The sequence below is a fragment of the Bradyrhizobium sp. AUGA SZCCT0222 genome (assembly GCF_018130205.1).
Lineage (GTDB): Bacteria > Pseudomonadota > Alphaproteobacteria > Rhizobiales > Xanthobacteraceae > Bradyrhizobium.
In genome coordinates this window covers 51,926-65,458 of sequence record NZ_JAFCLX010000033.1, presented here as the reverse complement: position 1 = coordinate 65,458, position 13,533 = coordinate 51,926, and the positions used below count along the sequence as shown (strand labels likewise).

Annotated in this window: 11 protein-coding genes; 5 read left to right on the top strand and 6 right to left on the bottom strand. The window is 63.1% G+C overall.

Features of this window, described 5'->3' with window-relative positions:
* Positions 1-111: 111 nt before the first annotated feature.
* A complete protein-coding gene (locus JQ629_RS25460) occupies positions 112-1,305 on the bottom strand; it encodes a serine hydrolase domain-containing protein (protein ID WP_212414959.1) in 1,194 nt (397 codons plus the stop codon).
* A 325-nt stretch (positions 1,306-1,630) separates the two neighbouring features.
* On the opposite strand from JQ629_RS25460, the gene JQ629_RS25455 reads away from it, so the two are divergent.
* Positions 1,631-1,948, top strand: a complete 318-nt coding sequence (locus JQ629_RS25455; protein ID WP_212414958.1) for a hypothetical protein — start codon at positions 1,631-1,633, stop codon at positions 1,946-1,948.
* 209 nt (positions 1,949-2,157) lie between these two features.
* A complete protein-coding gene (locus JQ629_RS25450) occupies positions 2,158-3,651 on the top strand; it encodes an NAD-dependent succinate-semialdehyde dehydrogenase (protein WP_212414957.1) in 1,494 nt (497 codons plus the stop codon).
* 152 nt (positions 3,652-3,803) lie between these two features.
* On the opposite strand, the gene JQ629_RS25445 is transcribed toward JQ629_RS25450, so the two are convergent.
* From JQ629_RS25445 to JQ629_RS25425, 5 genes are all read right to left on the bottom strand, one after another.
* Positions 3,804-4,841 carry an alpha/beta fold hydrolase gene (locus JQ629_RS25445; RefSeq protein WP_212414956.1) on the bottom strand — a complete coding sequence of 346 codons (1,038 nt, stop codon included), beginning with the start codon at positions 4,839-4,841 and terminating at the stop codon, positions 3,804-3,806.
* A 40-nt stretch (positions 4,842-4,881) separates the two neighbouring features.
* Positions 4,882-7,083: an SLC26A/SulP transporter family protein gene (locus tag JQ629_RS25440; RefSeq protein ID WP_212414955.1), complete on the bottom strand. Its 2,202-nt coding sequence runs from the start codon at positions 7,081-7,083 to the stop codon at positions 4,882-4,884.
* Positions 7,084-7,176: 93 nt separating this feature from the next.
* Complete coding sequence (locus JQ629_RS25435; protein WP_212414954.1) at positions 7,177-7,986, bottom strand: crotonase/enoyl-CoA hydratase family protein; 810 nt, start codon at positions 7,984-7,986, stop codon at positions 7,177-7,179.
* Between the two features lie 251 nt (positions 7,987-8,237).
* On the bottom strand, positions 8,238-9,152 hold the full coding sequence (locus JQ629_RS25430) for a phosphoribosylaminoimidazolesuccinocarboxamide synthase (RefSeq protein WP_212414953.1): 915 nt from the start codon (positions 9,150-9,152) through the stop codon (positions 8,238-8,240).
* A gap of 72 nt (positions 9,153-9,224) precedes the next feature.
* Positions 9,225-10,142, bottom strand: coding sequence for a pirin family protein (locus JQ629_RS25425; protein WP_212414952.1), 918 nt, complete (start codon positions 10,140-10,142; stop codon positions 9,225-9,227).
* A gap of 74 nt (positions 10,143-10,216) precedes the next feature.
* On the opposite strand from JQ629_RS25425, the gene JQ629_RS25420 reads away from it, so the two are divergent.
* The 3 genes from JQ629_RS25420 to JQ629_RS25410 all read left to right on the top strand — a co-directional run bounded on the left by JQ629_RS25420 (position 10,217) and on the right by JQ629_RS25410 (position 13,492).
* Positions 10,217-10,789, top strand: coding sequence for a GNAT family N-acetyltransferase (locus JQ629_RS25420; RefSeq protein WP_212414951.1), 573 nt, complete (start codon positions 10,217-10,219; stop codon positions 10,787-10,789).
* A gap of 61 nt (positions 10,790-10,850) precedes the next feature.
* Positions 10,851-11,909 (top strand): AraC family transcriptional regulator, encoded by a 1,059-nt coding sequence (locus JQ629_RS25415; RefSeq protein ID WP_212414950.1) that lies wholly within the window; start codon positions 10,851-10,853, stop codon positions 11,907-11,909.
* A 149-nt stretch (positions 11,910-12,058) separates the two neighbouring features.
* Positions 12,059-13,492: a serine hydrolase domain-containing protein gene (locus JQ629_RS25410; protein WP_212414949.1), complete on the top strand. Its 1,434-nt coding sequence runs from the start codon at positions 12,059-12,061 to the stop codon at positions 13,490-13,492.
* Positions 13,493-13,533 lie beyond the last annotated feature (41 nt).

Below are 13,533 nucleotides of genomic sequence, written 5' to 3'. Positions count from 1 at the left end.
CTCCCAGCCGTCATTGCGAGGAGCGAAGCGACGAAGCAATCCATCTATCCGGTATGCCGTGCGATGGATTGCTTCGCTGCGCTCGCAATGACGGTCTCTAGCGAGCTTCCGTCACGCCGCCCTCTGTCCGCTGCCTGCATCAAGCCCGGCATAGATGCCGCGCTCGAAGCCCGCAAAGGCTTCCAGGCACTTGTGATCCACGAACGGCAGCATCTGCATCAGGATCACGCCCGAGACATTACGCGCCGGATCGATCCAGAAATAGGTGTTGGCAAGGCCGGCCCAGGCGAGGCTGCCCGCGCTGCGGCCCTCCGCCGTCTTGGCAGTGTTGATCAGGAAGCTCAGCCCCCACTTTTTCACCATGTCCGGATAGAGATCGACGTCGTTGGTGTACATAGGCGCCATGGTGGGCATCTTGCCTATGGTGAGATCGCCGATGTGGTTCTGGCCCATCAATGCCACGGTCTCCGGCTTCAGCAGCTGGTTGCCGTTGCCCTTGCCCTTACCCAGGATCATCTGGGTGAACCTGATGTAATCAGCCGCGGTGCTGTAGAGGCCGCCGCCGCCCATATGGAATTCCGGATTCTGTTCGAGCTCGAACGGGATCGGCGCCAGCGCGCCGTCTTCGCCGCGCGCATGCATGCCGACCAGCCGCTGGCGCTGGGAATCCGTAATCTTGAAACTGGTGTCGCTCATGCCGAGCGGCGTGAACATGTGGTCGCGCAGGTAAGCGTCGAGGCGCTTGCCGCTCGCGGCTTCCACCGCCTTGCCGACGAAATCGATGTTGATGCCATATTCCCAGCGCGTGCCGGGATCGGACATGATCGGCCCCTTCAGCGCGGCGTTCAGGCAGCTGAAGATGGCCGGGGTTCCGGTCTTCTCCTGATACTTCCCCATGTCGCCGTTCCACACGTCGTAGCAGTAGCCGGCGGTGTGGGTCATGAGATGGCGCAGCGTGATCGGCTTTTTGGCCGGTCGCAGCTTCGGCTCGCCCTTGGCGTCAAAACCTTCCAGCACCTGCGGGTTGGCCAAATCCGGCAGCAGCTTGCCGATAGGCTCGTCCAGCGAGAGCTTGCCTTGCTCGACGAGCTGCATGCCGGCGGCGCACGTGATCGCCTTGGTCATCGAGGCGATCCAGAACACGCTGTCGGCGGTCATCGGATCGTCCTTGGTGAGGTCGCGTTTGCCGAACGCGCCCTGGTAGATCACCTCGCTGCCGGTCGCCGCGACAGCGACCACGCCTGGAATCTCCTTGGCCTCGCATTTCTGACGCAGAACCTGGTCGATCTGAGCTTTGCTTTGCATGGGTCACCTCCCGTTTGTTGTTATGGAGTGCCGCGATCTTCCCCCCGACGTCGCAATCCGGCAAGCGCTCGCGGTGCCTTGCCGCTGATGTCGCGATCTCGTGATGGGCGGCGGGCGACACAAAACTGCAACACTTCACCACAATTCGCGGTGGATGAGCGGCAACAGCGGTGACCGCTCCGGGCGCAAACGATAAGTTGATTCCATAATGATTTCCGGTGCTGATTCTTTGCAGTAAGACATTCAGATTCCAGCGGAAACGCTCTCCCGAACTGAATGATTTGATGAAAATGGTTGTAGCTTTTCCCATTGTGAGGATGCCGCGATGATCTCGACCTGGAGTGAGTGGAAACGATACCCCCGCCCCGGCCGCGCTGAAAACATCGAGGCGCCAATCTCCCCGGGCCTCTACGAGGTCCGTATTGCCGGCACCGGCGCGCTGCACTCGTTCGAGGCGGTCGACAATGTCGCCGTGGCGCTGGCGCAGTTGCAGGTCGGTTCCAGATCCTGGTTCTCGCGCCGCAACGCCAAGCTGCCCGATCTCGAATACCGTACCTGCGCGACGTCCTCGCGCGCCGACGCCAAGGCCGCCGCCGAACGCATGATCGGTCGCCGCGAAACCTATATGAACGGCACGGCGTGATTCCTACGCTGTCGTTCCGGGGCGATGCAAAGCATCGAACCCGGAACCTCGAGATTCCCCGGTGCGCAATTGCGCCCCAGAGGTTCGCTTCGCGCCCCGGAATGACGATCATCAGCCGCGCGTTTCCGGCCGATGCATTGCCGGCTGAATAGGCCTATACTGGGATCAATACCCCAAAAAATCCCAAGAAAACTCCGAGGAGTTACGCCATGAACCCGCCCGTCGCCGCACGCGCTTCGCAATCCACCCCCTCCCTGCGCGACCGCCTGAAGGATCCCTCGCTGCTGCGCGAGCAGTGCTACATCGACGGCGCCTGGACCGGGAAGGCGTCAAAGCCGGTGACCAATCCGGTCAACGGCATTGAGCTGGCTAAAATTCCGGTCATGAGCACCGCGGAGACAACGCAGGCTGTCGAGGCCGCCGAGCGCGCGTTCCCGGCCTGGGCCAAGCTGACCGCCAAGGCGCGCTCCAACATCCTGCGCAAATGGTTCGACCTGATCATCGCCAACCGCGAAGACATCGCGCTGATCCTGACTTCGGAGCAGGGCAAGCCGCTGACGGAAGCGCTCGGCGAAGTCGATATCGGCGGCGCCTATGTCGAATTTTTCGCCGAGGAAGCCCGACGCGTCTATGGCGAAACCATTCCGACCCAGCGCGCCGATGCGCGGTTGCTCGCGATCAAGCAGCCGATCGGCGTTTGCGGCGCGATCACGCCGTGGAATTTCCCCTGCTCGATGATCACCCGCAAAGTCTCGCCCGCGCTGGCCGCGGGTTGCACGGTTGTTCTGAAGCCCGCCAATGAAACGCCGCTGACCGCGCTGGCGCTGGTGGCGCTTGCCGAAAAAGCCGGCGTGCCGAAGGGTGTGTTCAACATCCTGACCGGCAATTCCTCGGCGATCGGCAAGGTGCTGTGCGAACACCCGGCGGTGCGCTTCGTCGGCTTCACCGGTTCGACGGAAGTCGGCAAGATCCTGTACCAGCAGGCCGCCGTCGGCGTGAAGAAGCTCGGCCTCGAACTCGGCGGCAACGCGCCGTTCGTGGTGTTCGACGACGCCGATATCGATGCCGCCGTCGAAGGCGCGATCGTCTCGAAATATCGCAACATGGGCCAGACCTGCGTCTGCGCCAACCGCATCTATGCCCAGGACAAGATCTACGACCAGTTCGTCGAAAAGCTCTCGGCCAAGGTCGCGGCGATGAAGATCGGCGACGGCACCGAAGCCGGCGTGGTGCAGGGCCCGCTGATCAACATGGAAGCGGTCGACAAGGTCGAGAAGCACATCGCGGACGCGGTCAAGGGCGGCGCCAAGATCGTCACCGGCGGCAAGCGCCATGCGCTCGGCGGCAGCTTTTTCGAGCCGACGGTGCTCGCCAACGTCAAGCCCGACGCGCTCGTCGCGCACGAGGAGACCTTCGGGCCGCTGGCGCCGGTGTTCCGTTTCAAGGACGAGGCCGACGTGATCGCGTTGTGCAACGCCTCGCCGTTCGGTCTGGCGTCATATTTCTATTCGCGCGATCTCGGCCGGGTCTGGCGGGTCGCCGAAGCGCTGGAGTCCGGCATGGTTGGCGTCAACACCGGGCTGATCACAACCGAAGTCGCCCCGTTCGGCGGCGTCAAGGAGTCTGGCCTCGGCCGCGAAGGCTCGCATCACGGCATGGAAGAATATGTCGAGATCAAATACGTGATGATGGCGGGGATTTGAACTGTCGTCCCGGACAAGCGAAGCGCGATCCGGGACCCATACGCCGTGCAGGCCGTAGTTACGGGAAGTGCTAATTGCCTGCGCTTTAGCGGAGTGCCCCAAACTGCACCCCGGGGTTATGGGTCCCCGCCTTCGCGGGGACGACGAGAGGGCTACGCGAGCCCATCCATAAACTGCTTCAGCCGCGGCGCCCATTTGTGGGCGTCGAGGCCGGAGGCGGAGTGGCCGAGTTCGCTGTCGAGCAGGAAATAATCGGCATCGACACCGGCGGCCTTCAGTCCCTGTATCACGCCGGGCGCGATGTCAGGCGGAAACAATTTGTCGGTCCGCGACAGCACAAACAGGACCTTCGATTTGATCTGGCCGAATTGCCCGGTCACGTCGAAGCCGCGCAGCGCTCTTGCAAGTATGATCAGCGAATTGGCGTCGAAGCCTTCTGCCCAGCGCGCCGCCTCGTCGCGGATCGCGGCTTCGATCTCCACGGGATCGGACATCGTCGCTTTGAGGCGCGTCTCGATGCCGTAGGTCTTGAGCGTCGCCATACGGATCTCGGTCATGGTCTCCACGACGCCGCCACGGTCGTAATAGTCGCCGCCATTCCAGTTCGGGTCCTTCGAGAGCGCTCCGAGCAGGCGCGCGACATTGCCCTCGGATCGTTCGCGCGGCACCAGCGGCGAGGTGACGACGGCGGCGATCCCCTTCATCGCGTCGGGATAGTTGACGGCCCATTGCAACGCCTGGAAGCCGCCATAGGAGGGGCCGACGATCGCAACCAGTTTGTCGATACCGAGATGATCGAGCAGCAGCCGCTGCGTGCCGACGATGTCGCTGACATTGATATCGGGAAATCGCGGCCCGTAAGGCTTGCCGGTTGCGGGGTCGATACTCCGGGCATTGGTCGATCCGTAGGACGAGCCCAGCATGTTCGGGCAGATCGCAAAATAACGGTTGGTATCGACGGCCTTACCCGGGCCGACGATCTCACTCCAGCTGCCTTCGCCCGTCGTGCCACCGGGATCGATGATGTGCGGGCCGCTGGTGTTGCCATGTGTGACCAGCACAGCATTGCTGCGATCGGGCGCCAGCGTGCCGAGCGTCGCATAGGCGATCGTCACCTCTGGGACTACGATGCCGCTTTGCAGGCGATAGTTGGTGGTCGAAAAAGTCTTCGCGTCAGCCTGTGCGGTCATGTGCTCTAATCCGGGAGGAGGAAGCTCAAAAAGCAGCGTCCTATCGCCGCAACACTGCAATGGTGCGATTGGCAAAAGTAAGTCGTTCGGCCATAACCGATACGAAATAGGTCAGCAGCTTCTGGCTGAGCGAGGGGTCATCGATCTTGAGCGCTTCAAACTGATGCGCGCTCAGGACGTACAGAATACTCGCGACCTCGGCTTGAATCGTGGCGCTGCGTTGCGCCTGCGACACAAGGCCCATCTCGCCGATCGTCGTGTAGCGGCCGAGGCTTCGTACCCGGGTGGTGCGGCCTTCGTCAGCCGGCACCATGATGCCGACGCGTCCGTCCAGGATGAAATGCATGGAATCGGCGGCGTCGCCGGCGCTGACAATGATCTCTCCGGCGTCGATCTCGACACGCTCGCAGCGATGCATCAGCGCCACGGCGTCGCGCGGGGTTCCGAGAATCTGCGTGAACCAGTCACGCAGATTGGCCTCCTCCTGCTCGTGCCCCTGATGCTTCGCGATGATCTCGTTCTCGCATTGCTCCAGCGCATGATCGAGTTCCGGCACGATACGAACCCGGCCGGAGATGAAACCGCTGGACCGCAGCGCCTTCTCGGCGAGTTTTGGTAAATGAACCAGCACCAGTTCGATGTGTCGCTCGTCGGCGCTGCGCTTGATCTGGGCAAAACTGTAGGCCGCCGATGAATCGAACCCGGTGACCAGCTTGAAGTCGAACACCAGATAGCGGCATTCCGGACGCTGCCCGAGCAGCGCCTTGACGTGCTGGTAAAGCCGGTTGGCGGAACCGAAGAACAGATAGCTTTGCAGATTAAGGCCCTGGATTTGTCCGCCATGGGCCGTCAAAACCGTCTGGTCGTCGCGCGAACGATCCAGCGAACTGCGATATTCGGAGCCGTCAAAGCTGAATTTGATTGGATCGATCCGCGCGGCCGTGAACGCGAATGTCGCGCAGCCGATCACGACGCCGATCAGCACGCCGGCGACAAAGCCCCACTGCAGGATGATGACGATGATCGCCAGCAGGGAGACATATTCGGTCTTGGTCAGGCGCCGCCGCGATTCGATGATCCATTTGTGCAACTGATCGGCGCCCAGATAGATCAGCAGACCCCCGAGCACGAATTTCGGCATATAGCCGAGCAGAACAGGAGCAACCGCCAGCATCAGAACCGAGATCGCGGCCACCGTCAGGCCGGCGAGCCGGCCGGTCCCGCCGCTGCTGAAGTTGAGGATGGTGCGGCTGACCGAGATGCAGCCGGTATAGCCGCCGAACGCGCCGGACAGGATGTTGGCTAGGCCCGTGACGTTCAATTCCCGCTCGAGATTGGCTTCGCGGTGCGCGACAACCTCGATGCCCGCGGTGTTGAACAGCGTACTCGACGCCGTGACGAAAATGACGGCGACCAGATTGCCGAGCAGATCCGGCACGGCATGCCAGGGATAGCGGGCCATATCGGCCGTGTTCCACGGCAGCATGATGCTGACGCTAGGGGGTGGCTGAAATGTCCATCCCGAGGCCTGCGCTTCTGCCGAGGTGAATCCCGCCAGCCAGAAAGCGATATGTCCAGCGACCACGCCCCCGACCAGCATGGCGGGTAGGCCAAACGAGGTGCGCGTGCGATGCCAGGTCAGATACAAGGCCAGCGCCATGGCGCAGGCCGCCGCCAATTCGGACAGGGTCAGGACGTTGGCGAACTGATCTAGCGTCGTCAGTTGAAGGCGATGGCCGGTGATGACGCGGACCGCGCCCAAAAGGATCAAACAGGCGGTGGCGCCGAGGAACCCGCCCACGACGGGATAGGGCACATAACGGATCGCGCGGCCCATCCGCGTCACCCCGAAGCCGCACAGCACGATGCCGGTGACAATGGCCGAAAGCCCAAGCGTCATCAGCGCCGGGGCGAGCAGCGATGCGGAGGGATCGCTTGCGACAACGTGCTCGACCAGCGACGCCGCCAATATTCCGGTCATCGCCGCCGTAGAACTCTCGGGCGCCGCAATGGCGAACGGGAATGAGCTTCCCCACGCGATGACAGCGGCGAGGATGGCCGAGGAGATGAAGGTCGCGGCGAGGCCGTAGGACAGATATGGCGCCAAGGGCCCGGTAAAAATCAGAAGCGAGTACGACAGGCCAAATGTAATCGTCAGGACACTGGCGGCGCTGCCGCCGAGAATGTCATTGAGGGCCTTCCGAATTAACTCCGGCTCGCCTTTGAGAGATCGACTGACCACGCCCCACTTGCCCCCGGCACCCCTGCCAGTGGTAGAGACCGCAGACAGAGATCACAACGTTATTCTTGTGACAGGGGACGTGTGACGGTGCCGTCAGCCGTTCCCCACGATATCTCCACCAAACGCGCCATGGCGGCCGATGCCGGACGCAAATCGTGCAGCGCCTGAGAGTGTCTCGCCCGAGGCGATCACCCTCAGTCCGCCGCGCATTTCGTTGGCGATGGCATCTTCCTCCGCGAGGTCCCATTGCCGCAGGGCCGACAGCCGGTCGGCGCGCATGCAGGTCTGCGGGAAGGCCGCGATTTCCCTGGCCAGCGCAATGGCCTGTGCAACGGCTTCGCCTCTTCGCACCAGACGATTGGCAAGGCCCATGCGCAACGCCTCCGGCCCGCCGACCGGGCGCCCGGTCAGGATCAGGTCGATCGCCTGGGAATGACCGATCAATCGCGGCAGGCGGATGGTGCCGAGATCGATCAACGGCACGCCGAACCTGCGGCAGAAGATGCCGAAAGTGGCGTCCTCGGCGACGACCCGCATGTCCGCCCAGAGCGCGAGTTCCATGCCGCCGGCGACGGCAAAGCCCTCGACCGCGGCGATCACGGGTTTTGACAGCCGCAGCCGGCTCGGCCCCATCGGCGCAATCGAGTCATGGCCGCCGATCTCGCGCTTCTTGTTGGGATCGCCCGCCGCCACCGCCTTGAGGTCGGCGCCGGCGCAGAAATAACCGCCGGTGCCGGTGAACACCGCAACGGATGCCGCTTCATCGGCATCGAACGCCAGAAACGCATCGTAGAGTTTGCGCGCGGTCGCGCCATCGACGGCGTTGCGGCAATGCGGACGGTTGATGGAAACAATGGTCACCGGTCCATCGCGTTCGACCAAGACTGAATTTTCTTCGGACATGCTTGCCTCCCAATTGTCGATTTTGGGAGGAGCCTAGCGTGAGGTGGTGAGCAGCGCCATCACCGCTGTCGTCCCGGACAAGTGAGCAAAGCGAGCGCGATCCGGGACCCATAACCACAGGACGTGGTTTTGCGCTGGCTGGAGCCGCAGCGAGTCAAACAACAACGCCCTGTGGTTATGGGTCCCGGCGTTCGCCGGGACGACACCGTTTGAGCGGTGCGGTGCTGTGGCAATCTCACCGTGCGGCGGCCTCAAATCTTCAGCTCAGTCCCCGTCACCCGCCGATACGCTTCCAGATAGCGCTTGCTGGTGGCATCGACGACGCTCGCCGGGAGCGGGGGAGGCGGGGCGTCGCCGTTCCAGCGGCCGGCGCGGCGCTCGGCGTCGAGGTAATCGCGCAGCGGCTGCTTGTCGAAGCTCGGTTGCGGCTGGCCCGGCTTGTAGACGTCGACCGCCCAGAACCGCGAACTGTCTGGAGTCATCACCTCGTCGATCAGGATGATGCGGCCGTCACCGTCGCGGCCGAACTCGAATTTGGTGTCGGCGATGATGATGCCCTGCTTGCGGCTGACCTTCTCGCCGAAATCATAGACCGTGCGGGCCATGCCCTCCAGCGTCTGCGCGACGTCGGCGCCCAGGATCTCGCGCACGCGCGCGACCGTGATGTTTTCGTCATGCCCGGTCTCGGCCTTGGTCGCCGGACTGAAGATCGAAGGCTCCAGCTTCTCGCTTTCGACCAGACCTGCCGCGAGCTTCTCGCCGGCCAGCGTGCCCGATGCGGCATATTCCTTCCAGGCCGATCCCGAGATGTAGCCGCGGATCACGCATTCAACCGGGAAGACGGTGGTGCGCCGGCAGAGCATCGCGCGTCCTGCGATGTCGGCGCGGTGTGCCTTCAGCGCAGGCGCCAGCGCGATGATCTCGTCGGCATCGGCACTGATCATGTGATGCGGCACGACGTCTGCGAGCTGCCTGAACCACCAGGCGCTGATCTGGGTCAGCACCGCGCCCTTCATCGGGATGGTTTCGGCCATCACGACGTCGAACGCGCTGATGCGGTCGGTGGTCAGCAGCAGCACGCGGTCGTCGCCGACGGCATAGATATCGCGGACCTTGCCGCGCCCGATCCGTGGCAGAGGCAAATCGCTGGCGAGCATCGCGTTCATGGTGTCATGCTTTCAAGAAGCGCGCCCGCGGATGAAGCGCGGGTAGCGGAGCTTTGGTAGCCGAGGGATAGCTCACTCCGGCAGCGGAATGAACTCGTGTTCCTGGGGAACATGGGCAAAACGGCCGGTTTTCCAGTCCTGTTTGGCCTGTTCGATCCGTTCCTTGCTGGAAGAAACGAAATTCCACCAGATATGGCGCGGGCCCTCCAGCGCGTCGCCGCCGAGGAACATCATCCGGGTCGGCTTGATCGCCTTCACCGTGATGCGGTCGCCGGGCCGGAAGATCAGCAAGCGCGGCGCCTCGTAGCGCTCGTTGGCGATCTCGACTTCGCCGTCCACCACATAGATCGCGCGCTCCTCGTGGTCAGGATCGAGCGGCACGCTGGTGCCGGCCCCAGCCGTCACCTCGGTATAGAACCACGGCGATACCATCGTGACCGGCGATTTCACGCCAAAGCCGCTGCCGGCGATGATGCGCGCGGTGAAGCCGCCGTCCTTCACGGTCGGCAGGCTGTCGGCGGCGTAGTGCTGGAACGATGGCGCGATTTCCTCCGAGCCTGCCGACAGTGCGATCCAGCTTTGCAGGCCCAGCATCTTCTGGCCGTCGCGGCGCTGCACGTCGGGCGTGCGTTCGGAATGCGCGATGCCGCGGCCGGCGGTCATCAGATTCATCGCGCCGGGCTGGATCTCCTGGATGTTGCCCTCGCTGTCGCGGTGCATGATGCTGCCGTCAAACAGATAGGTGACGGTGGCAAGCCCGATATGCGGATGCGGGCGTACGTCCATGCCGTTGCCGGCGATGAACTGCATCGGGCCGAAATGATCGAAGAAGATGAAGGGGCCGACCATCTGCCGCTTGCCGTGCGGCAACGCGCGCCGAACCACGAATCCATCGCCGAGATCACGGGTGCGCGGCACGATGATGAGTTCAAGCGCGTCGCAGGTCTTGGGATCGCCGAGCACGGGATCGTTGGAGGGTTGCCAGCTCATGAGAAGCTCCTTTGCATCTTTGGCAACCTTAGCAACAATGGCAGGGTTGCGTCCAAACACGTATTGAGGAACCGATGATCCCTCCGCTCAAGCCGGGTGCGAAACTGTTGCAGACCGACGGTCCGGTGATCGAGACCGCACGGCTGATCCTGCGGCCATGGCGCAGCAGCGATATCGCCGCGAATACGGCGATGCTGTCCGATCCCGGTACCGCACGCTACATCGCCCCCGACGGCCAGCCGGTCACGTCAGAGATCAACGGATGGCGCAACGCCGCAGTTATTTCCGGACACTGGGCGCTATATGGCTTCGGCATGTTTGCCGTCGAGGAGAGGTCGAGCGGCCGATATATCGGGCGCGTGGGACCATGGTCGCCGCCGGGTTGGCCGGGCCTTGAGGTCGGCTGGGGCATCGCCAGCGAATGCCGCGGCCAGGGCTACGCGGTGGAAGCGGCGCGGGCGTCGATCGACTGGGTGTTTGCGACCTTCGAGATCGAGGAGATCATCCATTGCATCAGGAGCGACAACGCGCCGTCACAAGCGGTGGCGCGAAAATTGGGGGCCAGGAACGATCGCGAAGGTGACTTGCTCGGCAAGCCGGTCGAGATATGGGTGACGTCGCGCAAATCCTGGGCAGCGCAAAATTGAATCGTTCATTGATCTGCACTAAAATCGCCCGGCGCGGCTGACCGCGCGACTGGGCAAATCGATGCTGCTTTCCACAATCGACATCGCCTTGCGCGGCGCCATCGTGGCGTTGCTGCTGGTGCTCGCGGCATCGCTGTTTCGCGGGTTCGGCACCGTGCTCGCGGGGCGGCTGGCCGCGGCGTTTGCGCTGGGATCGGCCGCCCACGCCGTAAGCTATTCGATCGGCTGGACGTCGCCGGTCTCGCTTCCGTATGCGCCGTTGATTGCGCTGTCGACCGGCAATGTCGTGGTGTTCTGGCTGTTCACGCGTGCGCTTTTCGACGAGGCGTTCCGGTTGCGCTGGTGGCATGCGCTGATATGGGCCGGGGTTACCGCGTTCAGTTTTGTCAATTGCATGTGGACCGGACCGACATTCAGCGCGCGGATTGCCATCGTCGCGGTCAATCTGGTGGCGCTCGGATTCATCGCACTGGCGGTGGTGCAGACGATCGCCTCATGGCCCACGGATCTGGTCGAGCGCCGCCGTGACGTTCGTGGCTTCATTATCGGCGCGGCCGCGCTGTATGGCGGCATGAACGCGCTGCTGCAGATATTTCTGCCCGGTAGCGAGTTCGTCAACACGGTGAATTCAGCCGTTCTGGCCGGCGTGGTGGCGGCGATCTGCTACGCGATGATGCGCGTGGATGGTGCGGACCTGTTTCCCGTGGCAACTCAGGTAGCGCCGGTAGCGCTTGCGCCGGTTCAGACGGTCGCGGCGGAGGATGCGAACGACCAAAAACTGGTCGATGCGCTGATGCGCCTGATGGCCGATGAGCGCATCTACCGCCACGACAACATCACGATCGGCACGCTCGCGACCAAACTTGGAATACCCGAATACAGATTGCGGCGGCTGATCAACCAGCGGCTCGGCTACCGCAACTTCAATGTCTTCCTCAACAACCATCGGATCGAGGAAGCCAAGGCCGCGCTGTCAGACCCGACGCAGCTTGAGGTCCCCGTCATCACCATTGCGATGGACGCCGGCTTCCAGTCGCTCGGCCCGTTCAACCGCGCCTTCAAGGCTATCACCGGCGTGACCCCGACCGAATATAGGCGGCAAAACGCCTCGGCGGTTTGATCCATAAATTGTTGTAAGTTCTACATAATTCCGAAATCGGCGAGGCGCTCGCGCATTTCGGCCAGTCCGATTTCCAAATTCGGCGAGCGGCCGGGCTCCCCTTCGCCAACATGGCCACCACGCGCTCATGCGTTATGCCGGAGGCCAATGTGATCAGACGAAACCTGCTGCTCATCCTCGCGACCACCACCGCGCTCGGCGCGCTGGCGCTATCGTCAGCGCGGGCACGCGATGTTCCCAAAATTGCCACCGGCTTTGTCGCCAACATCCTGTGCTCGGAGACCTTCGTGTCCGGCCAGCAGCCGGACCGGATCTTTCGCGAAACCACCGCCGCGATGCCCGGCGTCAGCCTGATTACCTGGGCGATGGATTACAAGGTCGATCGCACGCGGAAGGAAACCAGTGTGACGTTGCTCGGCCTCGGCCGCAGCCACGCGGTCTACCGCGAAGGTCTCGGCTGCTATCTCGATCACGGCGGTGCGGTCGCCGAAATCGCGCTGCCATCAATCGATGCCAAATCATCACAGGCGCTGTTGCCGGATATCGCGGGGCCGTCGGTCGTCACGTCAGCCAATCCCCAACTGACCGTCGCGCTCGATCGCGCCTTTGCCGAGCCCGAACAGTCGCCGAAGCGTGCGACCAAGGCGATTGTGGTGCTTAGGGATGGCCGCGTCGTCGCCGAGCGCTATGCCGAAGGCTACGGCATCGATACGCCGATCCTCGGCTTCTCCGCGACCAAGTCGGTGATATCAGCGCTGACCGGCATTCTCGTGCGCAAGGGCGCGCTGACGCTCGATCAGCCGGCGCCGATTGCGGCGTGGCAAGGCGCTGATGATCCCAGGCGTGCGATTACGGTAGATCATCTGCTGCGTCACACGGCAGGGCTGGCGCTCGGCAGTTCGCTGCAGGCTTCGCTCAGCTCAGTGGTCGAGCCCGTCAACCGGATGAAGTTCGTGATGTCAGACATGGCCGGATATGCCGAGAGCATCGAACTCGAGACGCCGCCGGGCAGCCAATGGAATTACAATGACGGCAACACCGTCATCCTCTCGCACCTGATCCGCGAAGCGGCGGGCGGCAAAGCGGCGGACCTGCTGCGGTTCGCGCGCGCCGAACTGTTCGCGCCGCTCGGCATGCGTAACGTCACCATCGAATTCGACGCGTCGGGCAATGCTGATGGATCGAGCCAGATGCTGGCGTCTGCGCGCGACTGGGCGCGCTTCGGCCAGCTCTATCTCAATGACGGCGTCGCCGGCGGCAAGCGCATCCTGCCCGAGGGATGGGTGAAGTATTCGGTCTCGCCGACATCAAATGCCTGGGTCGGAATGGGGGCCGGCTTCTGGACCAATCTCGGCGATAGCTTTGGCGCCAATTATCGCAGCGAGCACGGCTGGCCGCGCGATGCCTTCTTCGCCAAGGGCACGATGGGACAATATGTGATCATCATCCCCAGTGAAAAGCTCGTCATCGTGCGGCTCGGCCGTTCACCGAACGGGCCGCCGGAGGCGGATGGCGTGTTCAGGCTGGTGGCGGACGTTGTCGCGGCTGTCGGCGACAAGGCGAAACTGGCGGGCAAGAATTAAATGCATGCGGAGAATTTTCCCTTCTCCCACAAGGGGAGAAG

Excerpts from the sequence above, each read along its gene's own strand:
- JQ629_RS25460 (WP_212414959.1), bottom strand. The coding sequence starts at position 1,305 with ATGCAAAGCAAAGCTCAGATCGACCAGGTTCTGCGTCAGAAATGCGAG.
- JQ629_RS25430 (WP_212414953.1), bottom strand. The coding sequence starts at position 9,152 with ATGAACGCGATGCTCGCCAGCGATTTGCCTCTGCCACGGATCGGGCGC.
- JQ629_RS25425 (WP_212414952.1), bottom strand. The coding sequence starts at position 10,142 with ATGAGCTGGCAACCCTCCAACGATCCCGTGCTCGGCGATCCCAAGACC.
- JQ629_RS25415 (WP_212414950.1), top strand. The coding sequence starts at position 10,851 with ATGCTGCTTTCCACAATCGACATCGCCTTGCGCGGCGCCATCGTGGCG.
- JQ629_RS25420 (WP_212414951.1), top strand. The coding sequence starts at position 10,217 with ATGATCCCTCCGCTCAAGCCGGGTGCGAAACTGTTGCAGACCGACGGT.
- JQ629_RS25445 (WP_212414956.1), bottom strand. The coding sequence starts at position 4,841 with ATGACCGCACAGGCTGACGCGAAGACTTTTTCGACCACCAACTATCGC.
- JQ629_RS25435 (WP_212414954.1), bottom strand. The coding sequence starts at position 7,986 with ATGTCCGAAGAAAATTCAGTCTTGGTCGAACGCGATGGACCGGTGACC.
- JQ629_RS25450 (WP_212414957.1), top strand. The coding sequence starts at position 2,158 with ATGAACCCGCCCGTCGCCGCACGCGCTTCGCAATCCACCCCCTCCCTG.
- JQ629_RS25455 (WP_212414958.1), top strand. The coding sequence starts at position 1,631 with ATGATCTCGACCTGGAGTGAGTGGAAACGATACCCCCGCCCCGGCCGC.